This is a genomic window from Luteolibacter rhizosphaerae, assembly GCF_025950095.1.
Taxonomy (GTDB): Bacteria; Verrucomicrobiota; Verrucomicrobiia; order Verrucomicrobiales; family Akkermansiaceae; genus Haloferula; species Haloferula rhizosphaerae.
This window is the reverse complement of the sequence record NZ_JAPDDR010000011.1, coordinates 98,461-118,011: the sequence shown is the minus strand read 5'-3', so window position 1 is coordinate 118,011 and position 19,551 is coordinate 98,461. Positions and strand designations below refer to the sequence as shown.

The following is a 19,551-nucleotide window of genomic DNA, read 5'->3' as shown; positions in this document are numbered from 1 at the left end:
GCCCCTCCCGCTTCAACTGCCGCTCGCTCCGCGAAACCCGCCCTACCCAAGATGTTATCCGAATTCGTCCCGCTGCTTGCCGCCGCCGGCGGCGCCATTTCCACCGAAGGGATGGCCAAACCCGACCTGCACCTCATCGACTGGTCGATCATGGCGATCTACCTGGCCTTTGTCCTCGGCATCGGCTTCGCACTGAAGAAATACATGAACAGCGCGGAGGACTTCTTCCTCTCCGGCCGTTCCATCCCGGGCTGGGTCTGCGGACTCGCCTTCATCTCGGCCAACCTCGGCGCACAGGAGTTGATCGGTATGGCCGCCTCCGGTGCGGAATACGGGGTGATGACCACCCACTTCTACTGGGTCGGCGCGATTCCCGCGATGGTCTTCCTCGGTGTCTTCATGATGCCGATGTACTACGGCTCCAAGGCCAAGTCGGTGCCGGAATACCTGAAGATGCGCTACAATGAACCGACGCGCGTCTTCAACTCGGTCTCCTTCGCCTTCATGACGGTGGCCTCCTCCGGCATCTCGATGCACGCGCTGGCGGACCTGATGCACGCGCTGCTCGGCTGGGACTACTCGCTCTGCCTGATCGGTACCTCGGTGATCGTGCTGGCCTACGTGCTGAAGGGCGGTCTGAGCTCCGCCATCTACAATGAAGTGCTGCAGTTCTTCATGATCGTCTTCGGTATCGCCCCGCTGGCCTACATCGCCCTGAAGAACGTGGGCGGCTGGGACGGCCTGGTGGCGAAGCTGCAAGCCTCCGAGCAAGGCCAGGGCGCCCTGCACTCCTGGGCACAGACCGGCGGCACCGAGAACCCCATGGGCGTGCCGTGGTACGGCATCCTCTTCGGCCTCGGCTTCGTGCTCTCCTTCGGCTACTGGACCACGAACTTCGCGGAAGTGCAGCGCGCGCTGGCCGCGAACTCGATGGGTGCGGCCCGCCGCACGCCGATCATCGGCGCCATCCCCAAGATGCTCTTCCCGGCGGTGGTCATCCTGCCCGGCCTGATCGCCTACGCTCTGACCAGCGATCCTGCCCCCGGCTACTCGATCCCGACCAAGCTCAACGACGCGGGCGCCACGGTGTATAACTACAACCAGGTGCTGCCTTCGATGATCTTCCACTACTTCCCGAACGGTCTGCTGGGTCTCGCGCTGACGGCGCTCATGGCCTCCTTCATGTCCGGTATGGCGGCGAACGTCACGGCCTTCAACACGGTCTGGACCTACGACCTCTACAAGACCATGAAGCCGGACCAGACCGACAAGCAGCTGCTCAGCATGGGCAAGTATGCGACGATCTTCGGCATCATCGCCTCGATGGGCTTCGCGCTGGTGGCGTCGAAGTACAACAACATCATGTCGATCCTGCAACTCGTGTTCGGCTTCGTGAATGCGCCGTTGTTCGCGACCTTCCTGCTCGGCATGTTCACCAAGCGGTCGAACAGCACCGGCTCCTTCTGGGGTCTGGTGGTCGGCACGACCGCGGCGGTGGTCTTCCACGGCATGAGCATCGCGGCCGGAAATCCTCCGGGCGTGAAGGGCGGCTGGATCGCCTCGGAGATCGTATTCCCGAAGGAGATGTCCCAGAACTTCTGGATCGCCATCGTGGCCTTCAGCGTGACCTTCATCGTGAACGCCGTGCTCTCGCTCGTCACCAAGCGCGAGAAGAGCGACGACGAACTCCGCGGCCTGGTCTACTCGCTCACGCCGAAACATCGTGACGAGAACGAGACCTGGATCCTGCGTCCCGCCGTTCTCGGTTCCTTCGTGATGGTCGCCGTGATCGTCCTGAACTACATCTTCTGGTAAGAACCCCGAAACCCTACCTACCATGGATCTCCGACTTCCTATCGGCTACGTCTTCACGATCTACGGCGTGATGCTCACGGGCTACGGCCTCTTCACCAAGGGTGACGCGATGTACGAGAAATCGCTGAACATCCCCGTCAATACGATCTGGGGCGTGGTCATGCTGATCTTCGGCCTCGTGATGCTGTTCTTCGCGAAGAGAGCGGGCAAGGGCGCCTGATCTCCCGCCAGATTCCACCGGGGCTGCTTTTCCGCGCATTTCGCGCATGAAAGGTAGCCCCGCTTTCGTATCGAGAATTCTTTTCGCCTAGCAAACCCATTCCTCATATCAAATGATCCCGCAGCTATCACTGCTCGCCCAGACCAGCCTGGAGGCCGGTAAGATGGGCACCTTGGACCTGGTCCTCTTCCTCGTTGCCGTCGTCGGCGTGATCGCCTTCGGCATCTGGCAGGGGCGGAAGGAATCCGCGGATGCCGCGGAGTCGGGCGGTGCCGCTGGCTACTTCCTCGCCGGTCGCGGCCTCACCTGGTGGCTGGTCGGCTTCTCGCTGATCGCGGCAAACATCTCTACCGAGCAATTCGTGGGCATGTCGGGTCAGGCCGCGAACTGGCTGGGCCTGGCGGTGTCTTCCTGGGAGTGGTTGTCCTCGATCGCGTTGGTGCTGGTGGCCTTCGTCTTCCTACCGAAGCTGCTGCGCTGCGGCATCTACACCATCCCGGAGTTCCTGGAGTATCGCTACGGGCTCTTCTCGCGGATCGTGATGGCGGTGGCCACCCTGATCATCCTGGTGGGCGTGCCCACCGCTTCCGTGATCTACTCCGGTGCGAAGGTGATCTCGGTCTTCTTCCAAGGCCGCATGATGATGGGCGCCGATCTCGGTGACATCACCATCGGCTGCTGGATCATCGGCATCTCCGCCGCCGTATACGTGCTGGTGGGCGGCCTGAAAGCCTGCGCCTGGACCGACCTGATCTGGGGTGCTGGTCTGATCGTGGGCGGCGCCGTCGTGATGTCGCTTGCCTTCGGTGCCCTGAAAAGCGCCGACCCGAACGAACTGATCGGCACCAAGGTCTCGAACTCCAGCGCCACGGTGGAAGATCTGCAAAATGCCAGTGCCTGGGAGCGCTTCACGCTGCTCAATGAAGGGAAGAACGGGGAAGGCGAAGCACGCGAGGGAGAAAACATGGCGGGCGGCAAGCTGCACATGGTGCGCCCGATCAAGGACCCCGAATTGCCGTGGACCGTGCTACTGCTCGGCATCTGGGTGCCGGTCTGTTTCTACTGGGGCCTGAACCAGTACATCGTCCAGCGCACGCTGGGATCGAAGTCGTTGGCGGAGGGTCAGAAGGGCATCGTCTTCGCCGCGGGGCTCAAGCTGATCATCCCTTTCCTGGTGGTGATCCCGGGAATGCTTTGCTTCAACCTCTATAGCAAGGATCTGCGCGCCGAGGCGGTGAAGAAGAACGCCACCACGATGGCCGAGGTGGGCTCCACCAACAACAAGGTCTATCCCTTCACGGAGAACTTCGCCGCTGCGGACCCGGCACAGGCCGCCGCGGTCATCACCCACAATGCGGCCGTGGCCGATGCTCCGACCGATATCCCTGCCGGAGCCGGTGCCAAGGAGCTGCTGGCTCTGAACGAAGGCACTCTGGCCGCCGCCCAAGCCAAGCTGATCCCGACCGGTACCAAGCTGATCGGCTACGACTACGATGCCGCCTTCCCGACGCTGATGCGGAACCTGATGCGCCCGGGTCTGACCTGGTTCGTGCTGGCTGCGATCTTCGGTGCGGTGGTGTCCTCGCTCGCTTCCATGCTGAACTCCGCGGCCACCATCGCGACCATGGACCTGACCCACCTGGTGAAGAAGGACATGAGCGACAAGGCCACCGTGTATGCGGGCCAGTTCTTCACCCTGCTCTTCGTGCTGATCTCCTGCCTGATCGCGCCGCAGCTCGGCGATCCGAAGTTCGGCGGCATCTTCACCTTCATCCAGGAGTTCCAGGGCTTCATCAGCCCGGGCGTGCTGGCGGTCTTCCTTTTCGGTTTCCTCTCGCCGCGCACCCCGCGCTACTTCGGCTGGGTGGGTATCCTCACGAATGCCGTCCTTTACTACGCCATCAAGCAGTGGATCGGGCCTGCGCTGGCGGATAACGGTCTCTGGTTCGCACCAAGCGTGTCCTACGTGGATCGTATGGGCCTCTGCTTCCTGACGGTGGTGGTTCTCGGCTTCATCCTCACGCTGGCGAATCCGCTGCGCGAGCCGGTGAAACTGCCGGTGACGGACCTGATCCAGCTGGAATCCTCCAAAACCGCGAAGGTTTGGGGCGGAATCGTCATCGTCGCCACCATCCTGCTCTACGTGATCTTCTGGTAAGGAGCTTACCCGCAGACTCAATCACGCTTTGCCATTTTCGCCGGACCGCCCATCATTCGGGCGCTCCGGCGAACTTCTTTCCGGCCCGGGGCATCTGCCCACTGCTTCCATGTCCATCGATATCGCCACCTCGCTTTCCGACCTTGCTGCCGACGCCGCCGCCGGCCTGAAGGAACACTTCGGCACCGACGCCACGGTGACCGCCGCGGCACCCGGCCGTGTGAACCTGATCGGCGAGCACATCGACTACTGCGATGGCTTCGTGATGCCTTTCGCGATCGACCGCTACATCGTGATCGCCGCGAGCCTGAATGGAACGAACGAGGCCCGCGTCGTGACCGCCCTCGGTGGCGAGCCGGCGGTGCTGCCATTGAACGTGCCGCAGCAAGTCACCGAGCCGAAGTGGGCGAACTACATCCGCGGGGTGTTCCAGGGTTTTCAGGACCGCGGCCATCACCTGCCGGGCTTCGATGCCTACGTGCTTTCTTCCCTGCCGCGCGGTGCCGGTCTCTCTTCCTCCGCGGCGCTGGAGTGCTGCGTGGCCACCCTGCTGGAAGGCCTGCTCGATACCGTGCTCGACACGAAGGAGAAGGCGCTGCTGTGCCAGAAGGCGGAGCATGACTACGCCGGCGTGCCCTGCGGCATCATGGATCAATTCGCCTCCGCCTTCGGCAAGCCGAACCGCCTGATCCTGATCGACTGCATGACGGGCGAGCCGGAGCTGGTGCCCTTCGAGAATCCGGATCTCACGGTGCTGATCGCGAACACGATGGTGCACCACGAACTCTCCGACGGTGGCTACGCCGCCCGCCGCAAGAACACCGAGGACGGCCTGGCCGCGCTCGGCAAGAAGTCCTGGCGCGACGTGAACCCCGGCGATGTCGAAGCGATCTGGGATCAGCTCGGCGATCCGGTGAACCGCCGCTCACGTCACGTCGTCGGCGAGATCGCCCGCACGGTTGCCGCCGCGGAAGCTCTCTCGAAGAACGATTACGAAGCGCTCGGTCCCTTGATGGCCGCCAGCCATGACTCCCTGCGCGATGATTTCGAAGTCTCCTGCAAGGAGCTTGATCTGATGGTGGAGATCGCCCGTGCGATCGGTCGCAGCGGCGGCGTGATCGGCGCGCGCATGACCGGCGGCGGCTTCGGCGGCTCGACCGTGACCCTCTGCGAATCCCGCCACGCCTCCGACATCGCCGCCACCATGGCCGCGAAGTACGAGGAAGCCACCGGCATCAAGCCGCAGATATTGGCGTCACGTCCGGCGCAAGGGGCGCATCTGGTCTAGGGCCTCATTGTCCCGGAGAGGGACGTCCAAGCCCCGGCAGGGGCGGCAGATATTAGCCGGTTGCGTGAGCCACCGGAATCGAAGGAGGTGGTTCCTGAGTCCCGGCAGGGACGGCACGGAGTTCACCAGAGAAAGCGTTCGTCATACCCCACCTTGGCCTTCCTCAGGAACTCCAAATACTCTTCCTGAAAGCCGCGGGTGCGATGATGTTCTTCCTGATTCCCGATATAATTTGAGACCGCCTCGCGATTGCCCGGGCTTACGGTGAACGCACCGTATCCCTCCTGCCATGCGAACTTCTCCAAACCGATCTCTTCGTGGATCCATTTCGAGAGGTTCGCTTTGATGGTGCGGATGATATCCGCCAACGCGAGTGTCGCAGGGAGCCCGAGAAGAAGATGCACGTGATCGGCCACGCCGCCGATAGCCTCGGGGATTGCTCCGGCATTCTTCACCACGCCGCCGATATAGGAATGGAGTTTCTCCCGCCACTCGGAGGAGATTTGAGGCATGCGGTCCTTGGTGCTGAAGACCACGTGGAAGTGAAGTGAGAGATGGGTGGAGGGCATGAAGTCGGCAAATAGAGATAGAGAGTCGCGAGTGCCGGGGTCAACTCATCCCGGGGTGATGCGTGGGCCAACTCCGATGGACTCCGTGTCGTCCCTGCCGGGACTTCATGCCTTGCCCGTGCTGTTCCGGTGGCTCACGCCACCGGCTAATGTCTGCCGCCCCTGCCGGGGCTTTTAAGGCAGGGCTTACTGCCCCAAAACAAGTCGGTAAACGCCGAGAATCTTGTCGGTCATCGCTTCCAAGGTGACCTCGCGGGACATGAGCTCGAAAGAGGGCTCGAGCCTTTGCCTGAGGCCGGGCAGGTCGGCGAGGGCGAGCTTCAGGCCGCGCACGAGTTCCGGCACGGAGTGCGTTTCCATCAGTGCTTCCGCCGGCAGGAACTCGGGGGAGAAGCCGACCTTGGTGGCGATGCTCGGCACGCGCATGTGCAGGGCTTCGGCCAGCGTGTAGGGGCCGCCTTCATTGCGGGAGGCGACGATGAACAGATCCGAGCAACCCATCAGGCCCACCGCATCGTCGCGATGCCCGGCCATCCAGACGCGTTCGGCAAGGGCGTGCTTGGCGATCAGCTCTTCCAGCAGGGGCCGCTGGAGGCCTTCGCCGATGAGCCAGAGCTTGAAGCCGGGGACCTGGGCCATCGCCTCTAACAGAAGGTCCATACCCTTCGCCGGAACCAGTCGACCGACGGTGCTGAAGACGGGTTCGCCTTGGCCGAGGAAGGGCGGCTTGGTCGCGAGAGCCGCTTCCTTGGTGCCCGGGGGCGGGGGAGCGATCGAGTTCCAGATCACCGTCGCCGGGATGCCTCCGAGCGAATCCTTCACCTGCGCGGAGGCGGTGATGACCGCATCGTAGTCGCGGAAGGGGCGGCTGCTGCTCTTGATGTTCTGCACCGTGGCCACCCGCTTGATCCCGGGTAGGAAGCGGCGCAGCGAGCGGACCATGCCCCCGGCCTTGTTCGCATGGGCGTGGACGATCTGCGGCTTGGCTGAAAGGATCTTGGCGCGCAGGGCAAGCAGGTTGAAGGGATTCAGCCGTCCGCCGCCCATCGCATGCGGGGTGAAATTCACCTCCGGCGCGAAGTGCTCGCGCATGGTGGGGTCCGCCACCGCGCTCACGGCATGACCCAGCGCGGCCTGCCGGTTGGCGAGCTCGATGACGTTTTTCTCTAAGCCGCCCTTTTCACCGACACTGGCGAGGACGTGACAGACCTTGATCACGACGGGAGGTTCAAATTCCAAACTCTAAATTCCAAACTCCAAATGCGGGAAATGTCCGGCCGGGGATTTGAGACTTGGAATTTGAAGTTTCGAGTTTGGAATTTCGCCATGCGCATCGTCCACGCCGCGAACCTCCAGCTCGACAAGGATGGCGCGCACCTGTGGAACCAGGATCAGAAGATCCACCACGGCCTGATCCGGCTGGGGCACTTCGTGTATCCCTTCTCGATCAACGACCGGGCGCGGATGCTCTCGCCGACGAAGAGCAAGACCTTCGGCAAGGGTCGGGCGAACAAGGCGCTGATCGAGACCTGCAAGAACGTCCACCCGGACCTGCTGATCCTCGGGCACGCGCAGTACATCACGGCGGAGACGCTGCGGGAGATCCGCCGGATCTTGCCGCAGATCCGGATCGGCCTGTGGTATGTGGACCCGCTCTGGGATGAGGAGGAGATCCGCCACCTGCGCGACCGGCTGGAGGTGCTGGATGCGCTTTTCTGTTCGACCGGCGGATCCTTGCTGGAGGGACTCGCCACGGCCACCTGCGCGGCGGGCTTCATCCCGAGCGCGGTGGATGCGGGGATCGAGTGTCACCGCGCCTTCGAGACGCCGGCGGATGAGTTGCAGCACGACCTGCTGTTTTTCGGTCGGGACAAGGGCGAGCCGGGACGCCGGGCCTTCCTGTTGGAGCTGAAGCAAGCGCTGCCGGAACTCCACATCGGCTACTATGGCTGTCTCGATCAGCCGGGGATCTTCGGCTGGGAGAAGGAGCAGATCATCCGCCGCTCGAAGATGGCGCTGAACCTTTCCCGCCGCACGGATGTGGCGCTCTATTCGTCCTCCCGCATCGCGGAGCTGATGGGGAATGGCATCCTCACGCTCACCCCGCGCGGCGCCGGATTGGAAGGGTTGTATGCGGAGGACGAGCTGGTCTATTTCGACGGGGTGGAGGACCTCGCGGAGAAAGTACGGTACTTCTCGTCGCAGGATGCCGAGCGGATCGCGGTCGCAAGGAAAGGCTGGGAGAGGAATCACCGCGACTACAGCGGCACGGAGGTGGCGCGGTTCATCGTGGATCTCACGTTGCGGGATGAGGGTTGGCGGAAAGCACCTTGGGTAGGCGGCGAGGGGACGGTGTATGCGGTGTGAGCGTGATCCTTTTGGCGGCATAGCCGCTGTGGAGTGCGGCGAGGATCGCCGCTTTTGAGCGGATCCTCGGGTGGGGGGCTGGTGTGGAGAGTGATGAAGTCTCCGGGTAGGGGGATGTGCTTCCGGGATCTCCTCACGTGAATGTCCATCCGACATCAACCCCAAAGCGGCGATGCTCGCGCGCACTCCATAGCGGCTGCGCCGCCAAAGGGGGCTGACCGGTGGATTGCGCGAGCTTTACCTACGGGGTGAATGCTGCTTTCATGGGAGGTGAACGAATGAGAGTGCTCGTCCTCATGTGCCTGGCCTTGCTGTCCTGCGATGATTCCTCGCCATCGGCATCGCCTCAGGAGGCATCCACGGCGAGTCAGGATCGGAAGACGACCGAGCCGAGGGCTGATCTTCCCTCATCCGGCGGCAGCGGCTTGCGACAGCTTGAGAAGGCGCTGGAGGGAGCGGATCACGAGGCTGCGCTCGGCGCCTTCCGCGAACTGCTGGAGCAACGCAAGGTGGTCTTCTCCGAGTCCCTCGCCGCGATGGATGAGAATCGCGCGAGCGGTAAGACGACCGCGAAGTTCGCCGAACTCGAGAAGCGCTTGCAGATCCTCGAAGTCAGGGTGCAAGAGGCCTTATTCGCACTCCGCCAGCATGACGTGGATCACCTGGCGGTGGACCAAGTCATCATCGAATACCGGGACGAGGCTTCGCGAGGCACGGCGATCCGCGAGCTCGAGGGTCTGGATGACCCTTGAGTTACCGGCTCGATCTCACTCCTGCGCTTTCTCCGCCATCAGCTTCCGCGCTGCGGCTTTCAGATCCTCGCCGGGCAGGCCATCGATCCAAGTGTCTCCCTCCAGATGCTTCGCACCCTTGATCCAGTCCCGCAGGATGTCCATCTGGCTGGAGCGGGAGCTGGAGATGGCGAGGGCACGGCAGAATTCTTCGGGCGATTGCTTCCACTCGCTGGATCCGTAGCGGATGGCCTCGATCATGCGGTTGCGGGCGAGCGGCGGTAGTTGCTCGATCTCTGCGTAGTACTGCTCCCGCATTTCCGGGCTGGAGTTCTGGCAAGCGCTCGACAAGGCGATCGGTGCGAGATTGTGGGAGAAGACCCCGTTCGGGGCCGACTTGTTCAGCATGGCGATCAGGTTTTCGGCGCTCGGTTTCCCGCGCATGCCGTACTGCATCATCTCGAAGCGCGTGGATGCGTCGGTGGGTTCCGCGAAGACCAGCGCAAAGATCTCATCGGTGAGCTCCGGGTTTTTCAAAGCAACCTCCACCAGGAACTGTGAGCGGATCCCGCTCGTCTCCATGCCCTTCAGCGCGTGGGCGAACTCCAGCGGTCGTTCCTTCGCGGCCCGTTCCAGTAGCGTGCGGATCTCTTGGAGTGAGGCGAAGCAGTTCGCCTCGTCCGCGACGCGAAGGATCTCCTCATCAGGCACCCTGCCGATTTGGGCGGCGGTGTAGGAATCCCATGCGAGGTGTCGCCAGTGCGGGCAGGCGGTGAGCTCGAGGGTTTTGATGGCCTCGGGATCGTCCCAAGTCAGCTTGCCGGCGGCGGTGGTCACGGCAGAATCGAATTCCTTGATGAGGGGGAGCTTCGCGAGCACCTGGAAGAATGCCACGGGATCGCGCCCGGCCAGCTCTTCCATCAAGCGCCGTGCGCCCGCGATGTCGCCTGCCCGGAGCAGGGTGCGGATGCTTTCCGCGGAGTCGCGCTTGCTTCCGGCGTGAACAGCAACACTGGTCTGCTTCCGGGATCCTGTTAGAAGCGGTGCGCCGAACCGATAGGACGAGAGCGATGCCGTGATCATCAGGGCCGCAGCGAAGACGGCGACGGGGCTGATCAGGTTGGAGGGCTTCATCGCTGGTTCTCGCGGGCTTGTTGTTCCAGGCGGCTGCGGTCTTCCCCGTCGGGAAGCGTCGCGGCATATTCCAGTGCTGCCTCCGGATCATACTTGGCCAGATCTTCCAGCAGCGCCCGGCGCTTCTCCTCGCGCTTCCCGGCATCGGGAATCATCCCCGCCAGTTCGATGGCGTTCGCGAAGTTCCCGCTATCGCTCCACTCGCCGTCGATGCCGCGCTCGAGGATCTGGAGTTGCTCCTTCTCGCTAAAGCCGAGCGAGGGCAGGGTCCGGAGATCTTCCATCACGCCCTCGCTGTGGTAAGGGTAGGTGTAGCGGAGATAATCCTTCGCAGCCTGCTTGCGGAGATTCTCCGGCAAGCGGCCGAGCTGTTCCAAGGAAACGCGCCGGCCGCTTTCTTCCAATTCCAAGATGTAAGAGGCGATATGAGTCTCCGAGAAATCTTCCAGTCGCGTGGATTCCGGGTGTTTCAGTTGCTCGCTGTAGCGTGACGAGTCCGCGCTATCCTGCTGGCGGATTGCGAACCATGCTTCTTGGTCCGGGCTCAGATTCTTCATCAGGGCTTCCGCGGTGTCCGGGGCCTGATGCTTCAGGCTGAGCCATGCGGAAGGCAGGATATCCTTCTCGAATCCGGCGGGAAGGCGCCCGCTTTTCCACGCCTCCAGCATGGTCCGTGCATTGGCCGGGTTGTACCGGGCGGACTGCAGGGCTTGGCGGATTTCTTGAGCGGTGTAGCCGTTGGCAGGATCGAGAAGGAAGGCCGCGGCGTGGGGCGATTGATAGGCCCCATAGGTGAGGAATTGCCCTAGCCCTCCACCGGGAGGGCGAGTCATCGCCATGACCGAGGGCGAATGTTTCAGCACTTCCCAGGGTGCATCGAGGTGATGATCCGAGAGCTCTTTCATCGCTTCCCGGACGAGCAAGGGACGCAGGCCATCCGGGACCATCGAGACGAAGTGCTCCATCCAGCCCGGGTCGGAGAGCAGGATCGGCGTGAGCCATGTGACAATGTCCTGATCGGTCGCGCCCTCTTCCAGCAGCTCGGCCACCTTGCGTTTCGCTTCCGTGGTTCTCCCGCCGAGGGCGGCCAATTCGATCGTGTGGAAATCATCTGCTAGGGGAGGGAGGGCGGCCTCCCGATCTCCGCGGGCGCTCGCCTTGCTGGCGGCGGCCCTGTCCTCGCTGGACGGGCTTCCGGGCACCAGCAGGCTTCCCACCGCTACTCCCGCGAGGGCGGGGAAGATATATCGGAGGATAAGGGAAGCGGGTTTCATCGATCTCAGCTCATCCGATCAGGCCGCGGATGACAGTCAAGGCAGGCAGGATGACCGATCGTGAAATTCCGGTGAAGGCCTTCCCTCAGCCCCGCGGGTGGAATTTCTTGTGCACCGCCTTCAGCCGCGCGCTGTCCACGTGGGTGTAGATCTGGGTGGTGGCGATGTCCGCATGGCCGAGCAGCTCCTGGATCACGCGGAGGTCGGCCCCGCCTTCTAACAAGTGGGTGGCGAAGGAATGCCGCAGCAGGTGCGGATAGACGTTCTGGTCGATCCCGGCCATCGCCGCGCGTTCCTTCACCACCTGCCGCACGCGGTCCGGCGAGAGCTTGCCGCCGCGTACGCTGAGGAAGATGTGCGAGCTGCTTTTCTTATTCACCAGCTCCTTGCGCTCGCTGGCCAGATACTGGTCGAGCATCTCCTCCGCGGTGCGGCCCACGGGGACAATGCGGGTCTTGTTGCCCTTGCCGGTCACGCGGATGAAGTGCTCGTCGCGATCGAGATTCTCCAGCCGCGCGGTGCAGAGCTCGGAGAGGCGCAGGCCGGAGGCGTAGAAGAGCTCCAGCATGGCGCGATCACGCTTGCCGAGGAACTGCGTGGTATCGATCGAGTCGAGCATCTGTGCCACCTGCCTGCCGTGGAGTGTTTCCGGCAGGGTCTTCTCCGGGCGCGGGGAGAGCAGGGGCTCGGCGGGATCCATCGGCAGCTTGCCGCGCGCGGCGAGCCAGCGGAAGAAGACCTTCAGGTGGACGGTGGTGATGCGCAGCGAAGAGGCCGCGAGCCCGGCATCCTTCCGCGTGCCGAGGAAGGTGGTGAGTTCGTCCGTGCCGACATCGGTCAGCGGCTTCTTGCGCAGCCAAGCGGCGAAGGCATCCAAGGTCTGACGCACGGAAAGCTGATAGGCCGGAGACAGCCCGCGCTCCGTCGCGAGATAAAGGATGAAGTCGTCCGCTTCCTGCTCCACGCGGGGAGTCTTGCCCTTTTCTTACCGTGCTGGCTAGACCGGAGCGTGATGCCTTTGGAGCCGGAGGCTCTTTCGGAGTGCGGCGGGGATCGCCGCTTTTGGACGGGTTCGCGGGTCGGGGCGTGGTGATGAGAGTGATGGGGTATCCGGTGAGAGAAGACGTCCGCGGGATCTCCTCACGGGCTGTTCCCACCGGCATCAACCCCAAAAGCGGCGATGCCCGCCGCACTCCACAGCGGCTGTGCCGCGAAGGGGGGTATCAATGGCGGGAAGGGAATCTCGGGGAGGGGCAAAGAAAAAGCCCGGGGGCGGGTGCCTCCGGGCTTTAGGGGAATGTGTGCCTGAGAAAAGCCGGTAAATCCGGATCGGCTCAGTTGCCGGGCTTGTCTTCGGCCGGCTTGGCCTCGTCCTTCTTCTCGCCTTGCTGGTCGCGCTGGCGACGCGGGCCGCCCTCGCCACCGCGGCGACCGCCTTCACGCGGGCCACCGGGGCGGAGGAAGCGGAGTTCCTCGCCGGCCTTCACGGCAGCTTGGATCTCTTCGCGGTTGAGGCGGCCGTCCTTGTCCGCGTCATACTTTTCGACGATCGCCTTGCGCTTGGCTTCGCGGGCTTCGTTGGCGGCCTTCTGCTCTTCTTCGTTGAGCTTGCCGTCCTTGTCCTTGTCGAATTCCTCGAGCTCCTTCTTGCGGGCTTCTTCCTCGCGGGCACGGCGGGCTTCCTGCAGCGCCTTGCGCTCGTCGTCGTTGAGCTTGCCGTCGCCGTCCTTGTCGAATTCCTTGAGCACGGCTTCCGGGATCTGGCGTTGGCCGCCGCGGTTCGGGCGTCCGCCGTCTTCCTGGGCATGGGTCAGGGCGGTGCCGGAAACGGCGAGGGCGAGCGCGATCCAAGTGATGTTCTTCTTCATCGGTCTAATCGGTTGTTGGATTGATTCTAGGGTCCGACGGGTGGCCAATCCGTTGTTGGGAGGGAAAACACACGGGTTCGGGGAAGGTTGCGCGGCGGAATGAAATTGCGCTGGGGCGCGCCGCCGTCTTGGATTCGCGCGGATGCCGAACCCCGCGCCCGATAACTCAAAGAAAACCACCTTCCTACGGCGCAGCGCGAGCACCCTGGGGCTCTGGGCGGTGGTGGGTGGAGCCCTCTGGAGCCGGCAGGCCTGGGCTTATGTCGGGCTGGTGGGCCTCCTCACGCTGATCTCCAGCCGGGAGTACTTCCAGATGCTGAAGACAGGCGGGGTGAAGTGTTTCCCGCGCTACGGCATGCTGCTGACGGTGGTTTATTCAGCCGTCTTATATTGGACTCTGGTGCCGATCCCGGGCTATCAAGTCCCCCCGATTGCCGAAGCTTCTGAATTGGTAGAGCCCGGGGTCGGCGCGGTCACTACCGTCCTGAAAAGCGTGGTTTACCTGCCTGACTGGATCGACGGTCTGTCGATCTTTGCAGCCATCGCCGGCGCCTTCACCCTGCAGCTCCGTCATCCGATCCGAGGTCTTGAGCCCCTGCAGGCGGTCGCCAGTAACGTCCTCGGTTTCATCTATATCCCGTTTCTCTTCAACTTCGCGGCGAAACTCGTCTTCCTCACACCGGGCCCCGGCCAAGTCCCGGGCGCGATGCTGCTGCTGTGGATGATCGCGGTGACGAAGTTCTCCGACATGGGCGCCTACATCGTGGGCTCGATGATCGGGAAGCATAAGATGATCCCGCACGTGAGCCCGGGGAAGACCTGGCAGGGCTTCGGCGGGGCGATCTTCTTCGCGCTGCTCGCCGGTTGCGGCCTGTATGCGCTGTGCAAGGAGGACATGCCGAGCTTCGCCACCGGTCTGCACGTGCTGGGCGGCTGGCCGCATGTCATCGTGCTGAGCATCGTGCTCTGCCTGCTGGCGGTGGTGGGAGATCTGGCGGAGAGCATCGTGAAGCGCAGTCTCAGTGTGAAGGATTCCGGCCAGATGCTCCCGGGCATCGGCGGTGGCCTCGATCTGATCGATAGCCTCTGCTTCACCGCGCCGGTCCTGTATTTCTATCTCAAATGGATGCCGGTCTGAAGGAAGCGCCACGGCGCAAGAAAGTGGTGCTGCTGGGATCGACCGGATCGATCGGCTGCTCGACGCTGGAAGTGGCGCGCCTGCTGCCGGAGCGGATCGAGCTGATCGGTCTGGCGGCGAATGGCAGCGTCGAGTCGCTGGCCAAGCAGGTGCATGCCACCGGCGTGAAGCACGTGGCACTGCACGAAGCCTCCCGTGTGGAGGAACTGCGCGCGCTGATTCCTGCGGATGTGACGATCTATCCCGGGCCGGAGGGTCTGGTGGAGCTGGCCACGCTGGCGGATGCGGAGATGGTGCTGGTCGCCATCATCGGCACGGCGGGCCTGCACCCGGCGCTCGCCGCGATCGAGGCGGGCAAGGACCTCGCCGTGGCCTCGAAGGAGATTCTGGTAATGGCGGGCGAGATCGTGACCGCCGCCGCACGGCGCAAGGGCGTGAAGCTCCTGCCGGTGGATAGCGAGCACAACGCGATCTTCCAGTGCCTCGACGGTCATCGCGGCGGCGAGAAGGAAGTCTCGCGCCTGATCCTCACGGCTTCCGGCGGGCCTTTCCGCTGCCTGCCCGCGGATCAACTCGCCGGGGTGACCCTGGCGCAGGCGCTCAAGCATCCCACCTGGGAAATGGGCCGCAAGATCACGATCGATTCCGCCACGCTCTTCAACAAGGGGCTTGAGATGATCGAGGCGCGCTGGCTCTTCGATATCGGCATGGAGCGTGTGGACGTGGTGGTGCATCCGCAGAGCATCGTTCATTCGATGGTCGAGTTCGTGGATGGCTCGGTGCTGGCGCAGTTGAGCACGACCGACATGTGCTTCCCCATCCAGTATGCGCTCACCTGGCCGGACCGCGTGGCGGGGGGCTTGAAGCCGCTGGACTTCGCCAAGCTCGCGAAGCTGGACTTCGAGGAGCCGCGGCATGCGGACTTCCCGGCGCTGGATCTGGCCCGCGAGGCCGGGCTGAAGGGAGGTACGCTGCCTGCGGTACTGAATGCCGCGAACGAGATCGCGGTGGATGCCTTCGTCGCGGGCCGCATCGGCTTCCCGGATATCTGGCGGGTGGTGGGAGAAACCATGCAGCGCCACGAAGTGGCGGCGGCGGACTCGCTGGAAAGCGTGATCGCGGCGGATGCATGGGCGCGCCGTGTGGCCGCGGAGCAGTGCGCGTGAAAGGTGCGGCGCGCTAACGTCGAAATCCCAACTCGGTTTACGAAAAAACGCTGAGAGGCGTTTTCAGCTTTTCCTGTGGCGGTAAATTGCGGACAAGATTGTAACACCGCTCATTTCTCCGGCGTCGCTTTTTCCAGTGAATGTCATGAACCGAAAAACCCCCGCGGCTATGCCCTCGTCCCTCGGTCAATCACGCTTTCCTTCTTCGGACCGACCTAATCCGGCGGTCACGGAGGCGATCTCGTCCGCCTATCGCACCGTGGAGGTGGAGGAGGACCCGCAACTCGTCGACCTGAAGCGCAAGCTGGTGGCGGCGGCGATGGAATTCATGGATCACGTCGGCAGTACCGCCGGTGGCGGTAGCGCGGAGGACGTGTGCAGCTTGGATTGCTTCGACCTGCTTCCGAATGGATCGCGGATCGTGATCGAGTTGGCCGTGTTGCCGCCGATCACGCCGGAATGCGAAGGGGCGCAGCGCGCCGAGCCTCCGCCGACCGGGCTGCTGCGCCTGAACCGGAACTAAGGAGAGCGACCCCGCCGGAAGCACGAAGTGCTTCCGCTACGCATGGTGGCAGGCCATCCTGCCGCCATGACCGATGCACTCGCCCCGGAGATCCGGGCCGCCGTAGAGACCTTGTGGGACTACCACCGGATGAACCACGTGCTGGAGCCGGCGGATATCATCCTCGTCTTCGGCAGCAGCGATCTGCGGGTGGCAGCGCATGCGGCGGAGCTGTGGCATGAGGGCTATGCGCCGCGGATCCTTTTCTCCGGCGGGCGCGGGCGGATGACCCAGGCCTGGGCCGACACCGAGGCGGCGGCGATGGGGAAGATCGCGCGCGAGGCGGGGGTGCCGGAGGGCCGGATCATTCTGGAGGAGATGGCCTCGAATACCGGGGAGAACATCCGCTTCAGCCGGGAGCTGCTGGAATCCCACGGCTTGCTGCCACGTACGGCGATCGTCGTACAAAAGCCCTACATGGAACGCCGCACGCACGCGGCGCTGGAAGTGCAGTGGCCGGAGCTGTCCTGCATCGCGGCCTCGCCGGACATGGAGTTTGCCGACTATTGCAGCGAGACGCTGCCGCCGGATCTGGTGATCTCCGCGGTGACGGGGGATTTCCAGCGCGTCCTGGAATATCCCGCGATGGGATTCGCCAGCGAACAGCCGGTCCCTCCGGAAGCGATGGCCGCCTACGAGCGGCTGGTGAAGGCGGGCTATGTGTCGCAGTTGCGCTGAACGGTCCGGATGACGCGTGCGGTGTGCTCGGTGCCGTCCCGCTCCAGCAGGGTGAGCAGGATCCTGCCGCCGCTGCCGCTGCTGGTGTAGACGCGGCGTTCGTCGGCGGAGACGAGCACGGGCGTGCCGAACTTCCGCTCCGCCTCCCCGGCCCGCATCGGCTGCCAGCGGCAGGTGCGCCGGGCCGATACTTCGATGCCGGGGATGCCGGAGAGATCACGATCCAGCCAGGCGCGAGCGAGGGTTTCGAGTGAAGGCTCCGGGCCTGTTTCCTTCTGAGGTCGGACGGCGGGTGTAGGCGGGGGAGCCGGACCGGCTTTGGCTGGGGGCAGTACGCTTCGCTCCGGCGGAGAGGCGGGCACGGCGACCGACCTCGTGAAGGATTTCCGGACGCGGGCGACGCGCTTTCTCTTCTTCCTGCTGACCAATAGGTAGAGCAGGGAGATCGTCGTGATTACCGCCGCGAAAGGCCAGCCGGGCAGGGGAATCTCGTCGAAGAGCATGGAGGCGAGCAGGGCGCAGCCGCCGAGGATCATGCCCGTGCCTGCCAGCACGCGGGCGATCAGGCGCAGGCGGCGGTAGGTGCGGGGGCGCGTGACGAAATCCTGCCAGGAAGTACGGTTTTCATCGTACCATGCACCACAGGCCGGGCAGAGCTCGCCGGTGTTGCCAGCCTCGCCGAGAGGATCCTTCCAGAGGTGATCGTGGAATGCCTCCGGCACTGCCCCGCAGTTCGGGCAGGCGCGGATCCGGCAGGGGGAGGACGCAGGCATCGGTGCGGCGTATAGCAAGCGGTGGGGGGTATGGCAATCTGAGGATGAGGGAGTGACGGAAATCAGCGGGCTTCCCAAGCGCGCCGGGCTATGGCATTCTCAGCACCGGAGAATGCAGGGCCAGATCATGGAGCTAGGAATTTTCCCCGGTGCTAGGGTTTCTTCACCCGCACTTCGCGGATGAAGAAGTCGGCTCCTGATCCGGCGGCATCGGTGCGGAAGTTCCAGCCCCAACCCCCGGCGAAGTTGGCATCGCCCAGCTTCCAGATGTGCTCCTGCCATCCCTCGCCTTCCGGGATGGACCACCATTCGCCCGCGCCCTTGTAGCCGCTGAGCGATTCGTAGGTGAGATTCATTCCCGCGTTCCCGCCGCCGGGCAGGCGCTTGGCCACGACGGTGACTTCCAGCTCCTTGGTGCCGAAGGGCACGAAGGTGGGATCAACCCGGAAGTAGGCGTAGAGAGATTCGCCGCCCTTCGCGACATCCGCGCGGCGGTAGCTGTGGTCGAGTCCGTGCACCACGCTGGTGGTCTCCGGGCTCGTCTGGGTGATGCCTTCGTCGCGGTTGGTCGCACCGAGTTGGCAGCTCACGCTTTTCACGCTGGCGTAGTCCTTGCCCCAAGGGAAGGGCTTGGCGGCATTGGCCTTGGCCAAAGCGATCGTCTCCGTAGGAAGATCGGCGACGAAGACCGGCTTCCGGCCTAATGGGACTTCCTTGCCCCCGAGCTTCACTGCCTTCTCCTCATTCGCCCAAGCGACGAGGCGGTGCTCCTGCCCTTTCGCGAACACGAAGCCGAAGGCGCCTCCCAGATCCAGCCAGCCGAGGTAGCGTGGCTCGACTCCCAGCTCCGCGGTCAAGGTACGATAGGCGTCGTAGACCGGGCGCTTGCTCCAATCCTCGCGCAGGATGCCGTGGTCGGTGCCCTTGCCATACGCGGGGCCGCGGGCCTCGAACCAGAAGATCTTGTCGAAGCCCTGTGCCAGCGAGAGCACGTAGCCCCTCGTGAAGATCTCCGCCTGCCTCGCGTCCGCCTTCTCGTCCGGAGCGATGTTCGACTGCACGCCGAACTCGGTGATCCAGAGCGGTGTGTCCTCCTTCTGGCCATTCGCTTTTAGCATCTGGCGCAGACTGGCGGCCAGGCTGAGATAGCCGCGTTCCCCGCCATTCGCGAGGGCTCCGAGATTCTCGTAGGGGTGGACGCAGACGTAGTCGAAGTGATCCGCGGCCCCGGCCTTGATGGTGGCATCGAGGAAACCGATATCGAAGTTCGCGACACTCAAGCCGATCTTCACCTCCGGGTTGATGGCCTTCGCCGTCTTGTAGGCCTCGCGCGTCAGCTCGGCATAGATCGCGGGCGTGCCGCCTTCGGAGAAGCTGCCGTTGAATTCGTTCCAGACCTCCCACCACTGCACCTCCTTGCCGTAGCGGGTGACCATGCCTTTCACGTAGTCCCGCCAGTGCTGCATGTCCTTCAGCGGCACGCGGCGGGTCCCGCCATCGGTGGTGGACCAGGGCGCGGCATACCAGAAGCCGCCCGCGATGCGGATCTTGTGCGCGGTGGCGGAGGCGAGAAAGGCATCGGCGCGCTCGAAGGACCACTTGCCCGGCTCCGGCTGCATGGAGTGCCACTCCGGGAAGTAGCGGACCCAAGTCACTCCCGCCTCCTGCAGCAGGGGATTGAACTTCGGGTAATCGCCCGACCACTCCGCGCCCAGCGCGATGCCCCAAGGACTATCCTCTGCCAGTGCGGATGAGCTCAGGGCCAGCGCGAGAAGTAGCGAGCGCATCATGATTGCCGCAGAAGATGCCG

18 protein-coding genes are annotated in these 19,551 nt (G+C 63.8%); 10 read left to right on the top strand and 8 right to left on the bottom strand.

Features of this window, described 5'->3' with window-relative positions:
• Positions 1-51 precede the first annotated feature (51 nt).
• The 4 genes from OJ996_RS20295 (at position 52) to galK (ending at position 5,481) form a co-directional block, all read left to right on the top strand.
• Positions 52-1,815 (top strand): sodium:solute symporter family protein, encoded by a 1,764-nt coding sequence (locus tag OJ996_RS20295; protein ID WP_264515503.1) that lies wholly within the window; start codon positions 52-54, stop codon positions 1,813-1,815.
• A gap of 22 nt (positions 1,816-1,837) precedes the next feature.
• Positions 1,838-2,035, top strand: a complete 198-nt coding sequence (locus tag OJ996_RS20290; RefSeq protein ID WP_264515502.1) for a hypothetical protein — start codon at positions 1,838-1,840, stop codon at positions 2,033-2,035.
• Between the two features lie 163 nt (positions 2,036-2,198).
• Complete coding sequence (locus OJ996_RS20285) at positions 2,199-4,193, top strand: sodium:solute symporter family transporter (protein WP_425605571.1); 1,995 nt, start codon at positions 2,199-2,201, stop codon at positions 4,191-4,193.
• Positions 4,194-4,302: 109 nt separating this feature from the next.
• Positions 4,303-5,481, top strand: coding sequence for a galactokinase (gene galK / locus OJ996_RS20280; protein ID WP_264515500.1), 1,179 nt, complete (start codon positions 4,303-4,305; stop codon positions 5,479-5,481).
• Positions 5,482-5,603: 122 nt separating this feature from the next.
• Here the strand turns inward: galK and tnpA are convergent, their stop codons facing one another.
• Together tnpA and OJ996_RS20270 are read right to left on the bottom strand one after the other, a co-directional pair.
• Positions 5,604-6,050 (bottom strand): IS200/IS605 family transposase, encoded by a 447-nt coding sequence (tnpA, locus tag OJ996_RS20275; RefSeq protein ID WP_264515499.1) that lies wholly within the window; start codon positions 6,048-6,050, stop codon positions 5,604-5,606.
• A 186-nt stretch (positions 6,051-6,236) separates the two neighbouring features.
• A complete protein-coding gene (locus OJ996_RS20270; protein ID WP_264515498.1) occupies positions 6,237-7,268 on the bottom strand; it encodes a glycosyltransferase in 1,032 nt (343 codons plus the stop codon).
• A gap of 108 nt (positions 7,269-7,376) precedes the next feature.
• Here OJ996_RS20270 and OJ996_RS20265 point away from each other — a divergent pair, with 108 nt between their 5' ends.
• Positions 7,377-8,417 (top strand): glycosyltransferase family protein, encoded by a 1,041-nt coding sequence (locus OJ996_RS20265; protein ID WP_264515497.1) that lies wholly within the window; start codon positions 7,377-7,379, stop codon positions 8,415-8,417.
• A gap of 278 nt (positions 8,418-8,695) precedes the next feature.
• The gene (locus tag OJ996_RS20260) at positions 8,696-9,169 is read left to right on the top strand and encodes a hypothetical protein (protein WP_264515496.1); all 474 of its coding nucleotides are present in this window, start codon (positions 8,696-8,698) and stop codon (positions 9,167-9,169) included.
• A 15-nt stretch (positions 9,170-9,184) separates the two neighbouring features.
• Here OJ996_RS20260 and OJ996_RS20255 read toward each other — a convergent pair whose 3' ends face one another.
• From OJ996_RS20255 to OJ996_RS20240, 4 genes are all read right to left on the bottom strand, one after another.
• Positions 9,185-10,282, bottom strand: coding sequence for a hypothetical protein (locus OJ996_RS20255; RefSeq protein ID WP_264515495.1), 1,098 nt, complete (start codon positions 10,280-10,282; stop codon positions 9,185-9,187).
• Positions 10,279-11,556, bottom strand: coding sequence for a hypothetical protein (locus OJ996_RS20250; protein WP_264515494.1), 1,278 nt, complete (start codon positions 11,554-11,556; stop codon positions 10,279-10,281). The genes OJ996_RS20255 and OJ996_RS20250 overlap by 4 nt, the downstream gene beginning before the upstream one ends.
• An 85-nt stretch (positions 11,557-11,641) precedes the next feature.
• Entirely contained in the window at positions 11,642-12,520 is an 879-nt protein-coding gene (locus OJ996_RS20245) for a tyrosine recombinase (protein ID WP_264515493.1), read from the bottom strand.
• 370 nt (positions 12,521-12,890) lie between these two features.
• The gene (locus OJ996_RS20240) at positions 12,891-13,424 is read right to left on the bottom strand and encodes an EF-hand domain-containing protein (protein ID WP_264515492.1); all 534 of its coding nucleotides are present in this window, start codon (positions 13,422-13,424) and stop codon (positions 12,891-12,893) included.
• Between the two features lie 142 nt (positions 13,425-13,566).
• Here OJ996_RS20240 and OJ996_RS20235 point away from each other — a divergent pair, with 142 nt between their 5' ends.
• From OJ996_RS20235 to OJ996_RS20220, 4 genes are all read left to right on the top strand, one after another.
• Positions 13,567-14,562, top strand: a complete 996-nt coding sequence (locus tag OJ996_RS20235) for a phosphatidate cytidylyltransferase (protein WP_264515491.1) — start codon at positions 13,567-13,569, stop codon at positions 14,560-14,562.
• Positions 14,547-15,728, top strand: coding sequence for a 1-deoxy-D-xylulose-5-phosphate reductoisomerase (locus OJ996_RS20230; protein WP_264515490.1), 1,182 nt, complete (start codon positions 14,547-14,549; stop codon positions 15,726-15,728). Before OJ996_RS20235 ends, OJ996_RS20230 begins: the two co-directional genes overlap by 16 nt.
• Before the next feature lie 145 nt (positions 15,729-15,873).
• Positions 15,874-16,251, top strand: a complete 378-nt coding sequence (locus tag OJ996_RS20225; protein ID WP_264515489.1) for a hypothetical protein — start codon at positions 15,874-15,876, stop codon at positions 16,249-16,251.
• 66 nt (positions 16,252-16,317) lie between these two features.
• Complete coding sequence (locus tag OJ996_RS20220) at positions 16,318-16,968, top strand: YdcF family protein (protein WP_264515488.1); 651 nt, start codon at positions 16,318-16,320, stop codon at positions 16,966-16,968.
• Here OJ996_RS20220 and OJ996_RS20215 read toward each other — a convergent pair.
• Entirely contained in the window at positions 16,947-17,741 is a 795-nt protein-coding gene (locus OJ996_RS20215; RefSeq protein ID WP_264515487.1) for a hypothetical protein, read from the bottom strand. The genes OJ996_RS20220 and OJ996_RS20215 overlap by 22 nt on opposite strands.
• Positions 17,742-17,893: 152 nt before the next feature.
• Positions 17,894-19,528: an endo-1,4-beta-xylanase gene (locus tag OJ996_RS20210; protein WP_264515486.1), complete on the bottom strand. Its 1,635-nt coding sequence runs from the start codon at positions 19,526-19,528 to the stop codon at positions 17,894-17,896.
• Between the last annotated feature and the right edge of the window lie 23 nt (positions 19,529-19,551).

What these genes read in the sequence shown, in the direction of transcription:
- OJ996_RS20295 (WP_264515503.1), top strand. Translation starts at nt 52, where the DNA reads ATGTTATCCGAATTCGTCCCGCTGCTTGCCGCCGCCGGCGGCGCCATT.
- OJ996_RS20290 (WP_264515502.1), top strand. Translation starts at nt 1,838, where the DNA reads ATGGATCTCCGACTTCCTATCGGCTACGTCTTCACGATCTACGGCGTG.
- OJ996_RS20285 (WP_425605571.1), top strand. Translation starts at nt 2,199, where the DNA reads ATGGGCACCTTGGACCTGGTCCTCTTCCTCGTTGCCGTCGTCGGCGTG.
- galK (WP_264515500.1), top strand. Translation starts at nt 4,303, where the DNA reads ATGTCCATCGATATCGCCACCTCGCTTTCCGACCTTGCTGCCGACGCC.
- tnpA (WP_264515499.1), bottom strand. Translation starts at nt 6,050, where the DNA reads ATGCCCTCCACCCATCTCTCACTTCACTTCCACGTGGTCTTCAGCACC.
- OJ996_RS20265 (WP_264515497.1), top strand. Translation starts at nt 7,377, where the DNA reads ATGCGCATCGTCCACGCCGCGAACCTCCAGCTCGACAAGGATGGCGCG.
- OJ996_RS20260 (WP_264515496.1), top strand. Translation starts at nt 8,696, where the DNA reads ATGAGAGTGCTCGTCCTCATGTGCCTGGCCTTGCTGTCCTGCGATGAT.
- OJ996_RS20255 (WP_264515495.1), bottom strand. Translation starts at nt 10,282, where the DNA reads ATGAAGCCCTCCAACCTGATCAGCCCCGTCGCCGTCTTCGCTGCGGCC.
- OJ996_RS20250 (WP_264515494.1), bottom strand. Translation starts at nt 11,556, where the DNA reads ATGAAACCCGCTTCCCTTATCCTCCGATATATCTTCCCCGCCCTCGCG.
- OJ996_RS20240 (WP_264515492.1), bottom strand. Translation starts at nt 13,424, where the DNA reads ATGAAGAAGAACATCACTTGGATCGCGCTCGCCCTCGCCGTTTCCGGC.
- OJ996_RS20235 (WP_264515491.1), top strand. Translation starts at nt 13,567, where the DNA reads ATGCCGAACCCCGCGCCCGATAACTCAAAGAAAACCACCTTCCTACGG.
- OJ996_RS20230 (WP_264515490.1), top strand. Translation starts at nt 14,547, where the DNA reads ATGGATGCCGGTCTGAAGGAAGCGCCACGGCGCAAGAAAGTGGTGCTG.
- OJ996_RS20225 (WP_264515489.1), top strand. Translation starts at nt 15,874, where the DNA reads ATGAACCGAAAAACCCCCGCGGCTATGCCCTCGTCCCTCGGTCAATCA.
- OJ996_RS20220 (WP_264515488.1), top strand. Translation starts at nt 16,318, where the DNA reads ATGACCGATGCACTCGCCCCGGAGATCCGGGCCGCCGTAGAGACCTTG.
- OJ996_RS20215 (WP_264515487.1), bottom strand. Translation starts at nt 17,741, where the DNA reads ATGCCTGCGTCCTCCCCCTGCCGGATCCGCGCCTGCCCGAACTGCGGG.
- OJ996_RS20210 (WP_264515486.1), bottom strand. Translation starts at nt 19,528, where the DNA reads ATGCGCTCGCTACTTCTCGCGCTGGCCCTGAGCTCATCCGCACTGGCA.